At 35.7% G+C, this 15,419-nt stretch carries 15 protein-coding genes; 3 read left to right on the top strand and 12 right to left on the bottom strand.

Annotation, left to right across the window (positions count from 1 at the left end; translation table 11 throughout):
* Nucleotides 1–14 precede the first annotated feature (14 nt).
* Entirely contained in the window at nt 15–476 is a 462-nt protein-coding gene (locus LG273_RS01420; RefSeq protein WP_404457173.1) for a GyrI-like domain-containing protein, read from the top strand.
* A 68-nt stretch (nt 477–544) separates the two neighbouring features.
* The gene (locus LG273_RS01415; protein ID WP_404457171.1) at nt 545–1,276 is read left to right on the top strand and encodes an N-6 DNA methylase; all 732 of its coding nucleotides are present in this window, start codon (nt 545–547) and stop codon (nt 1,274–1,276) included.
* A 542-nt stretch (nt 1,277–1,818) separates the two neighbouring features.
* On the opposite strand, the gene LG273_RS01410 is transcribed toward LG273_RS01415, so the two are convergent.
* Both LG273_RS01410 and LG273_RS01405 read right to left on the bottom strand, forming a co-directional pair.
* Nucleotides 1,819–2,268 carry a GNAT family N-acetyltransferase gene (locus tag LG273_RS01410; protein ID WP_404459450.1) on the bottom strand — a complete coding sequence of 150 codons (450 nt, stop codon included), beginning with the start codon at nt 2,266–2,268 and terminating at the stop codon, nt 1,819–1,821.
* A 429-nt stretch (nt 2,269–2,697) separates the two neighbouring features.
* Nucleotides 2,698–3,612: an SDR family oxidoreductase gene (locus tag LG273_RS01405; protein ID WP_404457169.1), complete on the bottom strand. Its 915-nt coding sequence runs from the start codon at nt 3,610–3,612 to the stop codon at nt 2,698–2,700.
* Between the two features lie 134 nt (nt 3,613–3,746).
* Here LG273_RS01405 and LG273_RS01400 point away from each other — a divergent pair, with 134 nt between their 5' ends.
* Nucleotides 3,747–4,715 carry a helix-turn-helix transcriptional regulator gene (locus LG273_RS01400; protein ID WP_404457167.1) on the top strand — a complete coding sequence of 323 codons (969 nt, stop codon included), beginning with the start codon at nt 3,747–3,749 and terminating at the stop codon, nt 4,713–4,715.
* Nucleotides 4,716–4,901: 186 nt separating this feature from the next.
* On the opposite strand, the gene LG273_RS01395 is transcribed toward LG273_RS01400, so the two are convergent.
* From LG273_RS01395 to LG273_RS01350, 10 genes are all read right to left on the bottom strand, one after another.
* Nucleotides 4,902–5,756 (bottom strand): tyrosine-type recombinase/integrase, encoded by an 855-nt coding sequence (locus LG273_RS01395; RefSeq protein WP_404457166.1) that lies wholly within the window; start codon nt 5,754–5,756, stop codon nt 4,902–4,904.
* 178 nt (nt 5,757–5,934) lie between these two features.
* Nucleotides 5,935–7,239: a GIY-YIG nuclease family protein gene (locus tag LG273_RS01390; RefSeq protein WP_404457164.1), complete on the bottom strand. Its 1,305-nt coding sequence runs from the start codon at nt 7,237–7,239 to the stop codon at nt 5,935–5,937.
* 334 nt (nt 7,240–7,573) lie between these two features.
* Nucleotides 7,574–8,038: a hypothetical protein gene (locus LG273_RS01385; protein ID WP_404457163.1), complete on the bottom strand. Its 465-nt coding sequence runs from the start codon at nt 8,036–8,038 to the stop codon at nt 7,574–7,576.
* A gap of 141 nt (nt 8,039–8,179) precedes the next feature.
* A complete protein-coding gene (locus LG273_RS01380) occupies nt 8,180–8,923 on the bottom strand; it encodes a MerR family transcriptional regulator (RefSeq protein WP_404457161.1) in 744 nt (247 codons plus the stop codon).
* Nucleotides 8,924–9,004: 81 nt separating this feature from the next.
* On the bottom strand, nt 9,005–9,154 hold the full coding sequence (locus LG273_RS01375) for a hypothetical protein (RefSeq protein WP_404457159.1): 150 nt from the start codon (nt 9,152–9,154) through the stop codon (nt 9,005–9,007).
* A 375-nt stretch (nt 9,155–9,529) separates the two neighbouring features.
* Nucleotides 9,530–10,183 carry a type A chloramphenicol O-acetyltransferase gene (gene catA / locus LG273_RS01370; protein WP_404457157.1) on the bottom strand — a complete coding sequence of 218 codons (654 nt, stop codon included), beginning with the start codon at nt 10,181–10,183 and terminating at the stop codon, nt 9,530–9,532.
* 106 nt (nt 10,184–10,289) lie between these two features.
* Nucleotides 10,290–11,120 (bottom strand): nucleotidyltransferase domain-containing protein, encoded by an 831-nt coding sequence (locus LG273_RS01365; RefSeq protein WP_404457155.1) that lies wholly within the window; start codon nt 11,118–11,120, stop codon nt 10,290–10,292.
* Between the two features lie 112 nt (nt 11,121–11,232).
* Nucleotides 11,233–12,012 carry an aminoglycoside nucleotidyltransferase ANT(9) gene (ant(9), locus tag LG273_RS01360; protein ID WP_404457153.1) on the bottom strand — a complete coding sequence of 260 codons (780 nt, stop codon included), beginning with the start codon at nt 12,010–12,012 and terminating at the stop codon, nt 11,233–11,235.
* Between the two features lie 260 nt (nt 12,013–12,272).
* Nucleotides 12,273–13,730: an Msr family ABC-F type ribosomal protection protein gene (locus tag LG273_RS01355; protein ID WP_404457151.1), complete on the bottom strand. Its 1,458-nt coding sequence runs from the start codon at nt 13,728–13,730 to the stop codon at nt 12,273–12,275.
* 113 nt (nt 13,731–13,843) lie between these two features.
* Nucleotides 13,844–15,037, bottom strand: coding sequence for an MFS transporter (locus tag LG273_RS01350; protein WP_404457149.1), 1,194 nt, complete (start codon nt 15,035–15,037; stop codon nt 13,844–13,846).
* Nucleotides 15,038–15,419: the final 382 nt, after the last annotated feature.

Genomic DNA, 15,419 nt, shown 5'->3' with positions numbered 1-15,419 from the left:
AGGGTGGATATTAATTGGAATATAGATTTGTAAAAAAACCCCCCTTCAAGGTCGTTGGGTTTTTGGAAAATACACATACCAATGAAAGGGGAGTCTTTATCCCAAACGACAATCATTTTACTAAGGAACAATTTCGGCAATCTTTAGAACAACTATTAAATACAAGAGTAGACAACCTGTTACATGTAGCTGTCAACAAAACGGAACAATCAGTGGATTCTTATATCGGAATTGAAACAACGGCAATATGCCCTCCATCTCTTGTGAAACTGAAAATCCCTGAGCAAACATGGGCAGTCTTTGAAATAGGTTCTCTTTCTCCCCGTATCATTAACAAAACATGGTATGATTTATTTATATATTGGTTTCCTGTACATGGATACGAATTGGCCAATAATATAGAATTTTTTCGCGAAATGAAAGAGCGTCATAAATACGAGCTCTGGATCCCAGTTATAAAAAACAAATCTTACTAACACACAGATGATACTCCCCAACCCAATTTAAAACACTTTGTTAGAACTATTTAAAGGGGTAATTATGCATGAAATTTGAATTTGAAACAATTAAAAAAGATTATGGTGATTTTTCCAGTGATAGAGTATTAATTAATGCCCCTAGAACACCTGCATTTCCTGTGAGGATAGCAAGCGAAATTATGGCAAGATGTTTATCTTTCACAGACTCATCGGATGGTATCTCTATTTATGATCCATGTTGTGGTGGCGGTCATTTGCTAACTGTGATTGGATTTCTTTACAGCGCAAATTTAAATAAAGTATACGGCACAGATATTGATGCTAGGGCTCTTGATTATGCTAAGAGAAATTTAAACCTTCTTACAATGGAGGGGTTACTTCAAAGAAAAAAGAGTATTGAATGCAATTATAATAAATATGGAAAACAACCCCAATTGGAAGCGCTGCGTAGTGTAAATCGATTAGCATCTATGTTAATCGATTCTAATAAATCTCTAAAGGATATTCAATGTTTAAAGTGGGATATCACAAGTTCTAAGCCTCCATTATCGAGAGAGATTAATATCGTTATTACCGATTTACCCTATGGAAACATGGCCCATTGGGAAGGAATAATGAAGAATAACCCTACTGAACAGATGCTTAATAATATTTATCAGATTCTTGATTTAAATAATTCCGTTGTCGCTATTGTCTCTAATAAGAAACAAAGAATAAAGCATGAGTGCTTTAAGCAAGTTAAGCGTCTTAAACACGGTAAAAGACAATTCACGTTTTTACGTCCACTAAAATTTTAATCCTTTGAAGTTTAAGTGTACAAGTGTAGCTTTGGAATAAAGTTTTATCAAAACGGATTCTTGTCTTGAATGAGTGTGAAGTTTTTATAAAAAATTGATCGTTTTTTATCTATGATATTCAACAATCGTGCCCGTTAACAAATCAATTCCAATAAGAGATCTCAGGTATTCTAAAATTTCTACTTTACGTAAAGACTCGGTATGACCTAATAAACAGTAAATAAAATCGATCAGTTCTTCACAAGTATAAAAATAAGCTGTTGCGCAGTATAAAGTCTACTACTAATAAAAATGGTTGTTTCACAATCTCTGAGCCCATTGTGGAACAACATTATTGTAAAAGAAATATCTTTATTGCTACTGATCTATGACATTTTTATATTAGAATTCACATATTGTTAAGTAACAATAAAGTTGTTGACTTTTTTCAGATGAGAAGCCACATTTCTCCGTTGAAAAATGCGGCTAGTTCAAATTAAAGTTCTTTAATTTTATTCAATAAAAGCACTCTGATAATTGAAGACTATTTAAAATGACAACCCTTATAAATCTTGAGAAAGTCGGACCATATCGATAACTTGGATGCCATTTTCATATATTGGTTCATCATAATGCCTAACAAAAAAATCACGATCAATTGAAGTCATTCTAAAACCGCATTTTTGATATAGTGCCAATTGAACAACTCCTGAATTGCCAGTTCCAATTTCAATGGTCTTATATCCATCACGTTTTGCTGTTTCAACTGCATGGAGGACAAGTTGCTTTCCATAACCATTACCATGATATTCTTCATTCACTGCCACATTTACAATTTCTACTGTTTCTGGTCGAGTTAGAATAAGGACATAAGTTCCTATAATTCTTCCATCAAGATTCATAATAAAGCACTTACCTCTTGAAATATATTCTCTGACAAGCTTTTCCGATGGATCTGCCAACAATAATAACTCTAATGGCAATTCCTCATCCTTATTTAATTCTCTTATCAATTTACACACCTCAGTTTTCACTTTTATTTTTAAATCCTAGTCAAAATACCAAATTTCATTTAATTACTGTTGAATGATAATAAGGTTTTTGCTCAACTATGTATTAAGAGACCGGTTGCCACTATAAAGTGTACCCTTTAATTGCGATTCTAAATATGGATGGTCTTTTGTTTACTCAAAATAAAAAAACAATTGCTTCAAAAATCCAGTACAATAAGTTATTCCATTAAATGGCCCGATTGAAGCGCAGCTCCTGTTCAAGAACTGCACCCGTTTGTTTAACATCGATTAACTGCTCATTAAACAATTTGCACCCTTGTCTTGCTTATTAAAAAAGAACTGCCCAGGGTAAGGGATGCATATAAGATGACCAATATGAAAATCATGAATTAAAAATATTTATCAGTAAATACCTTTTTGGTACATCATTTATCTATAACCTTCTGCATTGGCAGGTTTATCAGCCTCCTGAACTTCAACTAAATACCTCCAACAATCAGGCTTAGAACCATCAAGATCAGTGAACCCATAAACCTGTGCAAGCTTTGCGCTTGACAGAGATTGGCCGTTCCAACGTGATACTTTGGGGTCTCCAGCAAGAGCTGCCACAGCACGTCCCACATAACGTGGCGTTTCTGAGATAACGAAATGAGGTTCCTTCTTAGTAGCGTCACGCCAGTTTTCTTCCTTGACACCATAATGATCGAGCATGATTTCGGATCGCATCCAGCCTGGGGTTAAGGAGACCGCTGTGCAATAATGCTGTTCTAATTCGCGAGCGAGCCCTTCCGCTATACGGATGACTGAGCTTTTCGCTAGATCATAAAACATTGGTGATCGATAGTTCTTACTATTATACTCTTTCGTACCATCGGTCATTTCAATGACAAGTCCCCCTTCGTTTTTGATGAGCAACGGCAATGCATAGTGGCTCGTAACCAAATGAGTATCGATAGCTAAACGAAGCATTCTTAAACCTTTTTCGAGCGAATGCTCCCATACACTCGCATTATTCCAGTCAACGAGATATTCACCGCCCCAAATATCATTTACAAGTATATCTAATTTCCCGTATTCTTTCTCAATTCTTTCAATCAAGGTCTGCACTTGTTTAGGTACCAGATGGTCAACTTGAACAGCAATTCCGACTCCACCTAAATCATTCACTAATTCTGCTGTTTCTTCAATCGTTTCAGGCCTCCCGTATTCAGAAAGCTCATTTCGTGTAGTACGACCAGTGATATAGACAGTAGCTCCTGCAGCCCCTAACTCCATTGCAATACCACGTCCTGCACCTCTTGTTCCACCAGCCACTAAAGCGATTTGACCTTTTAAAGACTTCATTTACATTCTCCTCACTTTACATTATTAAAGTATCTTTCAATTGATACTTTTTGTAATATCTATAGTATAATCTATAATGTTGACACCTTATGTCATATAAAAAATTTTTAATATATTTAGTTAGGTGGTTATCAATGCGGGCAGACAGACTTATTACCATAATATTGTTGCTACAAAATAATGGAAAATTAACAACGAAGGCATTGGCGAAGGAGCTGGATGTGACAGAGCGTACAATCCATCGGGATATGGAAGCCTTGAGCAGAACCGGCATTCCGGTTTTTGCAGAGCGCGGGAGACACGGAGGCTGGTCAATACTTGAGAGCTATCGTACAAATTTAACAGGACTAAAAGAATCTGAAATTCGTACACTATTCGTTTCTCCTTCTACGCAATTGCTTGATGATCTGGGCATGACCCATACATCCGAGGAAGCAAGGAATAAACTGATTGCTTCGCTCCCTGCAAATTACCGTAAAAACGCTAAAGACGTCTGGAATCGTATTCATGTAGACATGAGTACATGGCGTAAACAGAAAGAAAAGATAATGTCGTTTGAAGTCCTTAAAGACGCCATATGGAAAGAAAATAAATTAAAAATTGAATATCAGCGGGCAGATGGAAAAACGAATGCACGTGTTGTAAGACCACTTGGACTTGTAGCCAAGGGAAGTCGTTGGTACTTCATTGCTTCCAAAGAGAACGATGAAAAACGAAATTACCGGGCATCACGAATTTTATCAGCAATACCTATGGAAGAAACATTTGAAAGACCTAAAGACTTCAATCTTGCTCAGTATTGGGAATCATCAACAAAGGCTTTTATTGAGAATTTACCTAAATACGAAGTGCGGGTAAAGGTTATGCCTTCTATCTTGACGCGGCTAAAATACTCGGGTCAATTTGTTCAAATTGTTGAGGTTGAAAATAAAACTCAAGGTGATTGGATATCAGTTAAGCTTTCTTTTGATACCGAAGACGAGGCAAAGAGCCATATATTGGGATTTGCTGATCAAATAAAGGTGATTGAACCAAAAGAATTACACGATAAGATTCTTAAAATGGCTGAAAGCCTTGTAGCATTTTATAAGGATGGAAAGTGATATCCATGTTGATCAAAAGTTAATATGATCAACATGGTTGGACTATCTATATCCTAATTTCACACGTATCTCGGAGTATCCCAATAGATTCTTAGCTGTATTCTTATTCAATTAATTGGCCCTTTTATGAATAGTGATTATTTATAGCCCACTTGCATGTGTCCCATACTAATTGTTTAATTAATTTTAACACAAAAGGTAAAATTCGGAGTACATTGCAAGTAAAAAAGTATCACCTTTGAGATGAGCGTAAATTCTTGTTGTTTCACTCTTTTCATGACCAAGAAGGCTTTGAATTACTTCAAGAGGAGCACCATTGTTTACCATGTGTGTGGCAAAACTGTGACGCAATTGATGTGGATGAATCGTTTTATTGATTCCAGCACGATTAGAAATACGTTTAACAATGTGTCTCAAGGTATCTACACTCATACGTCTTATAGGTTTACGCTCAGTGACAAATAAACAGGGTTGGTTATCATCACGTTCATCTAAATACCTTTTTAGCCAAATCGCACAACGTATATTAAAATAAACTTCTCTTTCCTTATCGCCTTTGCCATGCACGATCACCGAGTTTCCAATAAAATGAATATCATCACGATTTAATTTCGCAACTTCTCCAATCCGACAGCCAGTCGAATAAAAGAATTCAATCAAAGCATTTTCCATCGATGTATAACATCCTTCTCGAAGGTGTTCAATCTCATGCGCGGAAAGAAACTTTGGAATTCGCTTGCCTAACTTTGGTTCTTTTAATTTAGCAGCTGGATTTTTAAAGATATAACCTTCCTCATGGATCCATTTAAACAACGATTTAATGAATCGTACACGATGACCTAAACTAAATGGTTTTAAATGTTCTCCAGCTTCGACCAGGTATTGTTTCAGATTTTCCGTGGTTATATCGCCTATTCTGATATCACCGAAGTAACGCTTTAAAAGATTACATTGAAAGCCATACACCTTCAAAGTAAGAGAAGAATAGCCTTCAATTCTTTTATCAGAGTGGTATTTTTCCCATGCTTCAGACAACAACATGTTTTCACGCTCCCATACTATGAATCAATTAATTTGATTTCAGTATGGTCTGCTTAAACATCCTTTATTCAAAAATCGAAATGTATAATAAAAATACATCCCTAGATCAATCGTAAAAACACTAATGAGACGCCTATCCTAATTCTAGATAAGCGCCCTTTAATGAAATACTTATTTTTTATTTACGTAACAAAGTATTTTGCTTTTCTTTTAATGAGAGAGCTTTTTCTCGACGCTCTTTTAATTTCATAATAGTAGTATTTCCTTCAGATCCAGTACGCTCAATCGCTTCATCAATGATTGCAATTTCATTATCATAGTCTTTTAGTTTTCTATACGCCATTGCATACGAACTATATAATGCAGGGGCATCATACCCGTTGTACCTCGCTTTATCAAATAACTCAATAGCTTTTTCTAGGTTGCCATCTTTTCGTTCCCTATCACCTTGTTCCCAATATGGCATCCCTTCATCGAATCCTTTTTCCCAATTGTGTAAGTTCTTTATATCTTTTAATGGTACTCTATTATGAACTGGATTAATCGATATTTTTTCTTTTGAAACTGTTTTAACTTCACCATATCTTTCTATTAAAAATTTTCGAACATCAAGTAAATGATAAGTTGGTATATTTCGTCTTAATTTCTCTAACGCTTTCTCTTGGTCAATTTCATAATTCATTACATAATCATCACCAATATATATCCAAGCAGTTACTGATTTGGCAAATTGAGTTTTTAAAACTCTGTTACCATTCATTGACAATAAATCTTTTGTTTCATCTTGATACTTATTAAGATTTCCACCATAAATAATACCAATTTCAGCTCTCATATTTCGGGTAATAAAAACTACTGCTTTTAAATTTTCATCCTTAACTTCATCAAATGCTCGGTTTTTTATCCCAAAGTAATGTTCATCTATCTCACTTGCATATAAATATGGCGTTGTTTCAAATTGTAATTCAGGAGTGTTGGGACTACGATCATATCCATTATCTCTTTTAGTTAAAAGTGGTATTATCCGATTAGTCAATCTATCATTTGTTTCATTTAATATTCGTGTCATTTCTTTACTCTCTAACGCTATTGCTTGTTCTTCAGTTAACCCAGTTCCAACAAAACGTGTGTCAGTATCATACATTTCACGAATTTTTTCAGCTTCATATGCTCGTTCGTGGAACTTTTTATAACGATCACCACGTCCTTTTCCTACATAAAATATTTCTCCAGTATCTTTAATAAACCATTCATATACATAAAAATCTACAGCTGTACTACCAGTGGCAACACCTACATCAGATGAAGAAATAGAAATACCATAATTTTCATCGGATGAGAAGGTTAAAGAAAGGCCTTTGACTTTTGCATCTTCAGGTGTTTCATTCTCTTTCTCCTGTTTCAGCATTTCTTTTTCCTTTTTTAAGATCTTCTGATTATTTTTCTGCTTTTTATTCGCAAATAATTTGCTAAACAACTTCATTTTATCAACCTCTTTTTAGTTAATACAGTATCATTTTTCTGTTGGTTTATATATATGAGTATTCAATAATCTGGCCCTTTTGTTGAATAGTCATTGTTACCTTAACAACCTTTAGTAAACGATTTATTAATTCTCATCATAAGTCTGCCTTTTTCAGTCTCCATAACCCAAAAAAGTTTGAAAAGGGTATTCACGACAAAAGATACATTTCTTACAATTATTAATATGCTTGTCAGCGAATGTTAAAAATATATCTAGAAGTGCATTGCAAAATCCGTTTGGTATATTCTCTTTAATTTATTATTACCCTTCTTTTTCCTTTTCGGGTGAGAGGCTATGGGAAAAAAGAAATAATAAAATGAATGAATATGGAGATGGTCCATATCAGACTAATCCCACTAACGCCACTCATTATTTCCATAACTTGATTTGAATTATCGCTATCTATACTATCAAGTTTGTGAATCAACTCAGGAATAGAAGATAGGTTATAATCTGTAAAGAGGATAAATACCACCTGAAGAGCTACAAAAATGATAAGATGAATGTAAAATTTTCTCCTTTGTGATCTGGCATGGTCCTTGTTGTTCAGAGATTGAGGTTCATCAAATTTTGATTCTGGATTACCTTTCCATCGGGAAATCTTTTTCTGGATCCATCGATCCAACCTTTTGAAATCCTTTTTTCCAGCTGTTAACGCATAAATCACAAAGATTAAGATAATGATTTGAAATCTATTGATAGTACCGTTCCGCATATAATCAAGTACGCCGATTGCAACCAGCCAAATATCACTCACTAACCAAAGAACAATTGAGTATATGCTTAACTTTTTTAGGTTAAACGCATATCTCAGCACCATAAAACCAATAAGACTGCTCCAAAATATAACCTCCCCCAACAATGAAGAAATACCATTTGTGGTCAAGAACGAATTCAATCACTGCCCATTCTCCTTTAGTTTTGCTTCATAAATATCCATAACATCATCAATATATTGAACGACATCTTTTTCTATCGTGATGAGACCAGCGTCTTCGATTGTGAGTTTCTGAATATCCCAAAACTTCTCGACAAGCGCTGAATTTCCCTCAAATGAATGATCAAGAAATGTCATCAATCGTTTGGCCAAACTTTGAGATTTAGGGGAATGCGGATCATCTCTTTTTTGTTCCCTAGCTGCTCTTAATAATTCGACCAACTCTCTGGATGCATTTGATCCTATATCCAATGAGGGATTTTTTAAGATCTCCATTTCACGGTCATCAAAATGTTCTTTATAATACGCTATGATCTCTTGATCCCGCTCTTCCGTCGGTCGTTTATGGTGTTGAAAAATACTCTTCCAACTGATATCGTGTTCAATGAGAGAAAGGTGCATGCATAACCGCAACAATTTCTCTTGATAACCCAATCGCTCTTTTTCCTTTGCGATAATCGCCAGTTGTTCTTCAAAGACATTCTCCCAGTCATTTTGATTCAGTATTGTCTTAATTTGATGCAGGTGAAAGCCGAGTTCTTTCAACGCGATAATACGATACAGCTTCAGGACATCCCTTTTTGAATAATAACGATAACCTGAATCTGCAATATGGGATGGTTTTAATAAATTAATTTCATCGTAAAATCTAAGCGTTCGAACTGTCAGATTCATTTCCTTCGCAATGTTTCCGATACTTTGCATGGTGGACCTCCAATATTGATTTCTATATTATTACAAATTGACTGCCTGTAGATCCCATAGACTGGTGAAGTAGCATTTTCCTTAATCCTTTTTATTGGGAATAAAATCTAAGAACCAGAATAACCATAAAAACATGAGATAACTGTAAGATTCGCCCTGTATAAAATTCAGCAGATTTGGAATACCTAAAAGACCTAAAAATCCTAACCACCAATGCTTTTTCGCTTTCATACTCTAATTCCTCTTTTCGTACAAGATTTCCAACGCATTTCATCGTGATCATGATTCTCCAAATTCCTTAATCTAATACAACTATAAACTCTAACGTGTAGGTGAGAGTCAATACATCAATACAATATTTACATTTCAATATCAGGAAATGCCTTACTAAAGTATAATGTCGCAGTGGGAGTTTTTTTAATTTGTCAGTAATAAACCTTAGAGGACATTAACAACACTGTGAATAGAATGTTAATGCCCTCTAAGGTTTAATAAAATGCTGTCGTATGCATTTAAGATTTCAAGTTATTCAACTATTTGGCCTTAGAAAGCAATAGTAGGCGCTTTCTTTATCCCGCGAAAGCGCCCGATCGTATTGCAGAATATTTACCTTAATAACCACTCATGGGACTGATCCGATAAACTCTGAAGACTATTCATAAATAATCCTGCATGATAACCATCACAAACAGCATGATGAACTTGTAAAGACACTGGTAGAAATATACCATTCTTTTTTTTCACAAACTTACCCGCTGTAATAATTGGGAAAAGAAAATTACCTCCATTATTTATATTAAGGTTAAAAGCAGTAAACGAACTCCACGGGGTCATCGATATAGGAAAAGTGTTATCAGGAACAGGAGATTTTGGGAATAAACATCCCAAACCATTATATTTATTTAAATCCTCTTCATAATCCTTATGGAATTGTTTAAAGTTGTCAGTTACTTCTGTCCAAATACTTGAGAAAGCTTCTGAACTTTCATCAAAGATAGTGTAACTTGGATTTAACTTTTCCCAGTAACCTAAACACCCCTGGTTATCAAAAGATTTTCTGAATACAGTATTGCTATTCACGACGTTTGTTACCATGTAGATGAAGGTTGTATAAAACTTGAAATCGAATTTTTTTATATTTTTATATAAAATACTAATATCTATCTCAGACGTCATGCTGAACGTTGTTTGTTGATTCAGATAATGTTCGAAATATTCCTTTCGATGCCAATTCTCTAAGTTAATCCTGTTAAAACTCATTATTGTATGCCTCCTAAATTTTACTAATTTCTTATTTAGGATGCTATTTTCTCTGCTTTCTTCATTGATTAGACCCTCCCCTCCAAAAACAGTTACTCCGGAAGATTTATAATGCTTCTATTTCAGAATTTAATTCTTTTAAGTTTTCTACAGCTTGATTTGTCTTATCGCTATCTGTTGAAAGAAGAGAAACAATTTCATCGATTCGTTTTTTGTAGTTCATAGGCTTTATCGAAAAACCTTGAATCATGGCTACAGCCCTCTTTTCATTGATACAGTATACCTCGTTCTTCGCAAAGAGAACTTGGTTCAAGCAAGAAATACTTCGAAAACAATGTCCCATCACATATGAAATATCATCTTCATTAGCATTGGTTTCCATAAACATAAGGGAAAATGAAGCTTCAAAAGAAAAATACTGAATCATCGCTTCTTTAAATTTCTTGGGATAGGGTTCCATTTTCTTTTTAAAATTATTTAATGTGCCTTCAGGGTCAGATAATACTTTACAAATAGCTAATTCACCCATATACATAGCATTCAAATAACCATGAGGGTGTCCTGTTTGATAATGAATGGATACTAGACCTGACAGACAATCATCAATAACTTTACTGACTCGTTTGATATCACGAAAAATAAAATCTACATGGTAACCATGTACAACTAACCAGCCACCACCATTTATCCATTCGCCCCATTCACCTAAGTAAGTGATTAAATGATCTTTTTTTTCGTCATTTAGATTGAATGCTGATTTCTCTATATCATTGGTATTAAATCCTTTTGATTCATCATAGTAAATTCCAATATCTATATCAGAATTCGGACTATGAGTCCCTCTTGCCCTAGATCCACCTAACACGACTCCTACTACACCTGGCAGTCCATCTAGTTCTTCTTTTATGTCTTGAATTATACTATCTACAGTTGCCATAATGTTTCACTCCAATCTTATTCAATAAAATGTCCCTTTGGGCGCTAATACTTATTCCTGATTAGCTCTCGTTTGATGATAATCGTGGTTTTTCCAAGAACTTGCTCAGATGCTATAAATGAGACTCTATAGAGTTCCTCATATAATTAACAAGCTCTATCACCTCGGAATCCACCTTTTCCCACTTATCAACATACTCTCCGCGATACGCTTTTCTAGCTGCTTCAAGTAAATGTGCGTGTTCATTAAGTAAACGAGTTATAGCCCATTCTGCAGCTACATCCTTTGGGGAGATTTCACTAACAGCCACTGTCTGCCACATTCGAGCCAGAGTTAAAATTACATTACGTTCATCTCCCTTAATCCCTTCAATTAATTCTGGTAAAGATTCCTTAATTGCCCTTCGAATATCTGTTATCGGAACGGGGGCAAGTATATCTGAAGCAGGGGGACCGAATAGAGAAACGCTATTTTTTCGCGCTTGTGCTAAGACAATAGCCAAATCAGGGTCATAGGATGACTCCTGAATTTGTCCTTTCTCAAAATCGTCCCTAAGCCATTCACCATAGATGAATTCATTTCTTGGAGGATACTGCCAGGGGATGGCATCTTTATGATTTATAAATGTGACTTCAAGTGGTCGCACAGAATCCTTATTTCCTATCTTTCCAGATATAAGCATTAGTCTGTCTGTTAGATTTTTTCGGTTCACCTCAGATAAGCGATGATTCACTACCACTAGGACATCAACATCACTGTTAATGCGCAAGCCACCTTTTACTGCAGAGCCAAATAGATATACCCCGACTATCGAACTTCCAAGCAACTCCTCTACAATTTTTAATGCTTGCATCGCTTGTTTTGGTAATTTATCGTTACTCAAATTGCTCATCAACTACAAACTCCTCTCCTCTGATTTTGTTCGCATAATGTACGTTTATATTGATTTCATTGGTATTCAATTAAATATCGATTACTGAATATAAGAAACATTTTTCACAGAACATTTTATCATACTTAATATAATTGATCATACTTTGTTTCAAAACCTCATTTCCACTTTAGTCTCAATCCTTGTGTCAAATAAAAAGAACCGAAGGTTGGCTGATTTGGCTCAGATGATGAGCAGGGTTTCCCCTGCTCCTTTTAATATTAATTTCTCAACTTCAATTGTTTATTCTCTATGACATATACACTATCAGCTACACGAGCAACAAATGTCCTATCATGTGATATAAGAAGGACTGTACCTTCGTATCCTTCCAAAAATCGCTCTAATGCTTCAATACAAAAAACATCCAAAAAGTTTGTTGGCTCATCCAAAACTAACACATTATATCTTCCTAAAAAGAGCTGACACAGTACTAAACGGATTGCCTCCCCACCACTTAAATCACGGACATTCTTTTTTAAGTCATTTCCTGTAAAACTCATGGCGTGAAGAACGGATCGTATCTTACTTTCACGATAGTCGCTTCTATCTTTCATATAGGCTAATACCGTTTCATCTTTACGAAATTGATAACCCATTTGTTCATAAGATCCTATGACAGCCTTTGGTGAAATAGTAATTCCTTCCCCACGTTGTAAAATATAATGAATCAATGTTGTTTTGCCCGAACCATTCTTTCCTGTAATCGCAATCGTATCACCTAATGGGAATTGAAAACTTGATTCTTCAATAAGAGTTTTATTCCCTGCCTTTAGCGTTAAACGATCTGCCATAATTGGAAATTTATTGTGTAATTGAAGCGCATTGGCCTGATGAAAACGGATCGTTTGTTCCTTTTTTGGAGCCTCCACAGCCTCTAGTTGCCCCACTCTCTGCTCAACTGCTTTTGCCGCGCGCTGTATGGCCTTTTGACTCGTACCTTTTGATTTTGTTTCAAACATGCGATTTGCCTTTGTCTTCGATTCTTTTTTCGACATCGCAGAAGATTTAGCTATTTTCTCAGCCTTTTTCATCTTTTCCTGGGCCGCTTTTTCGAGCCGGCTCTTTTCTTTCACGTATTGTTCATGCGCTTGGCTTTGTTGCTCTCGCTCCAACCCCTTCTGGGCCATATATTCACTGTAATTTCCAGAATATACGTTTACTTTTCCTTCATCTACTTCCCAAATTGTTGTAACGAGTTCGTCTAATATAGCACGGTCATGACTGATCAGCACTAGCGCACCATAGTAATACATAAGTTCATCGAGTAGAAAAGTAATACCATCCTGATCCAGATGTGTCGTCGGTTCATCAATTAATAGGGATTCGTAGTAGTGTGTGAACAATTGTGCAAGCTTCAGCCTTGTCTGTTCACCACCACTTAGCCCATCAGCAGCGTCTGATACATACAATTTCCCCAGTAACCGAGGATCAGCCTCACGGGTTTTTGGAGCCTCTACTTGTTCAAAATACCCGAAATCTACATGACGATTTACTTTTCCCCTTGATGGTTGAACGATACCTGCAAGTAACTTTAGTAAAGTACTTTTCCCTGCTCCATTTTTCCCAACGATACCGATTCGATCAAATTGATGGACTGCTAAACGTCCAATCTCTAATACCTTTTTATCTAAATAGGTCACTTCAACATTTTCTAATTCAAAACATATTTGTTCCATCTTAGCTACCTCCCGAAATATAGTGATTTCGTATCGATAGCTCACGATCGATACGAGCTTCTAAATCTAGCCCGCATCAAAAGAATAATAAAAATTGCATCGTATTTATCCCCCTATTTCGCCCTTATTGTAATAATTCCATTTATTATAATTAAGACACCAATTATAGAAAATAGTGCGGCAACACTAGTTAGTTCAATCAATACTCCAGCCACCGCATAGCCAATTGGTGTCGCTAATAACGAGAGACTTGTCACGAAACTAAAAACTCTCCCCAGTAAATGAGGCTCTATTTCTGTCTGGATAAAGGCATAGAATGGTGCTGAAAACAATGGTCCAGACAAACCGACTAAACCAGCCAGAACAATAAAAATATAGAAAAATGGTGGTGAGAGTAAACCAGAAATAAATAATGCAACGCCCATCAACATTATTCCTGCTGCCATTGTTTTAACTTTATCAAATCGATCTCCCAGTACACCTATTAGTGAACCTCCCACTATTAAACCAACAGCAAAAACAATCTCTACGATTCCAGCCTCGACAACACCTTTTTCAAAATGATTCCGTGTTATAAGCGGAAAATAAGTGCCTAGCGGAATGTATAAAACCGCAACAACCGTCATAACGAACGTTAGCTTTAACAAGACGGGATGCTTTACAAGTGCGTCATACCCCTCTTTCATTTCAACAAGCATGCTGGTAGGGTCTATTAATTCTGTTCTTTGTACCTTTGGGATGTAAATAAATAGTAAAATACTACTTGCAATAACCGCACCAAGAACATCTAACAATAACACCCACTCAATTGAGCTTGCAGCTAGTAATGACATCCCAACTGCCGGACCTGCAATATTGGATATGGAACTTACTGTCTGTCCCCAACCAGCAACCTTTGTAAGATGTTCTTCGGGTGCAAGTAGTGGAATAGATGCTTGCATTGCCGGCATATGAAATGCAGTTGCTAATGAACGAATAGCCAAAACAAGTATTACAAATGTGATGCTTGCCTCATAAAAATACAACGTTGTAAATAAGATTAAACTTCCAAGTGCGACGGTCATATCTGCCAGAATCATCATCAATTTTCGTGAATAACGGTCCGTAATTGTCCCTGCAAATGGACCTGCTAATGCTTGTGGTAAAAACCCAGCAAGACCTGCCAGCGTCAGTACCAGTGGCGAACCACCTGTTGTATCCGTCAGCCACCAAATAATACTAAATTGAACAGCTGCACTACTTAATAAAGAAAAGAACTGTCCTGTATATATTGCAAAAAATTTCTGTTTCCATTTTTTGTTTTTCATTTTAATCGATACCTCCTAATTTTTTACGTATCGATTTTTATCGATACGAGTTTGTTAGATGAACGAAACTCGTATCAATAATAAAGTAATGTCATCATATAAAAGCCTCCCAATCAATTTTAAGAACATAAAAAAACCACAGACTGTTTGCCTGTGATTTAGAGTAAAGGGGAAGAAAACCTATTCTCATTAGATTAAGTGAGAAGTCAAGATAGCCGTCATCAAAAATAAACATTCCTTTTGCAAAGGAAAAAGAAGTATACATTAATAAAAAAAGAAAGGCAGAAAAATCCACCTTTCCTTACATTATATATTTTATACGAAATGAAAGGTTATTAAAAAACGACAGACTTATCCCATTTACTCTGCATACACAAACAGA

Origin of the sequence: Oceanobacillus kapialis (assembly GCF_044790185.1) — a bacterium.
Taxonomy (GTDB): Bacteria; Bacillota; Bacilli; order Bacillales; family Amphibacillaceae; genus Oceanobacillus_B; species Oceanobacillus_B kapialis.
Note: the sequence above shows the minus strand (reverse complement) of the source record. Positions and strands in the feature narration are given on the sequence as shown.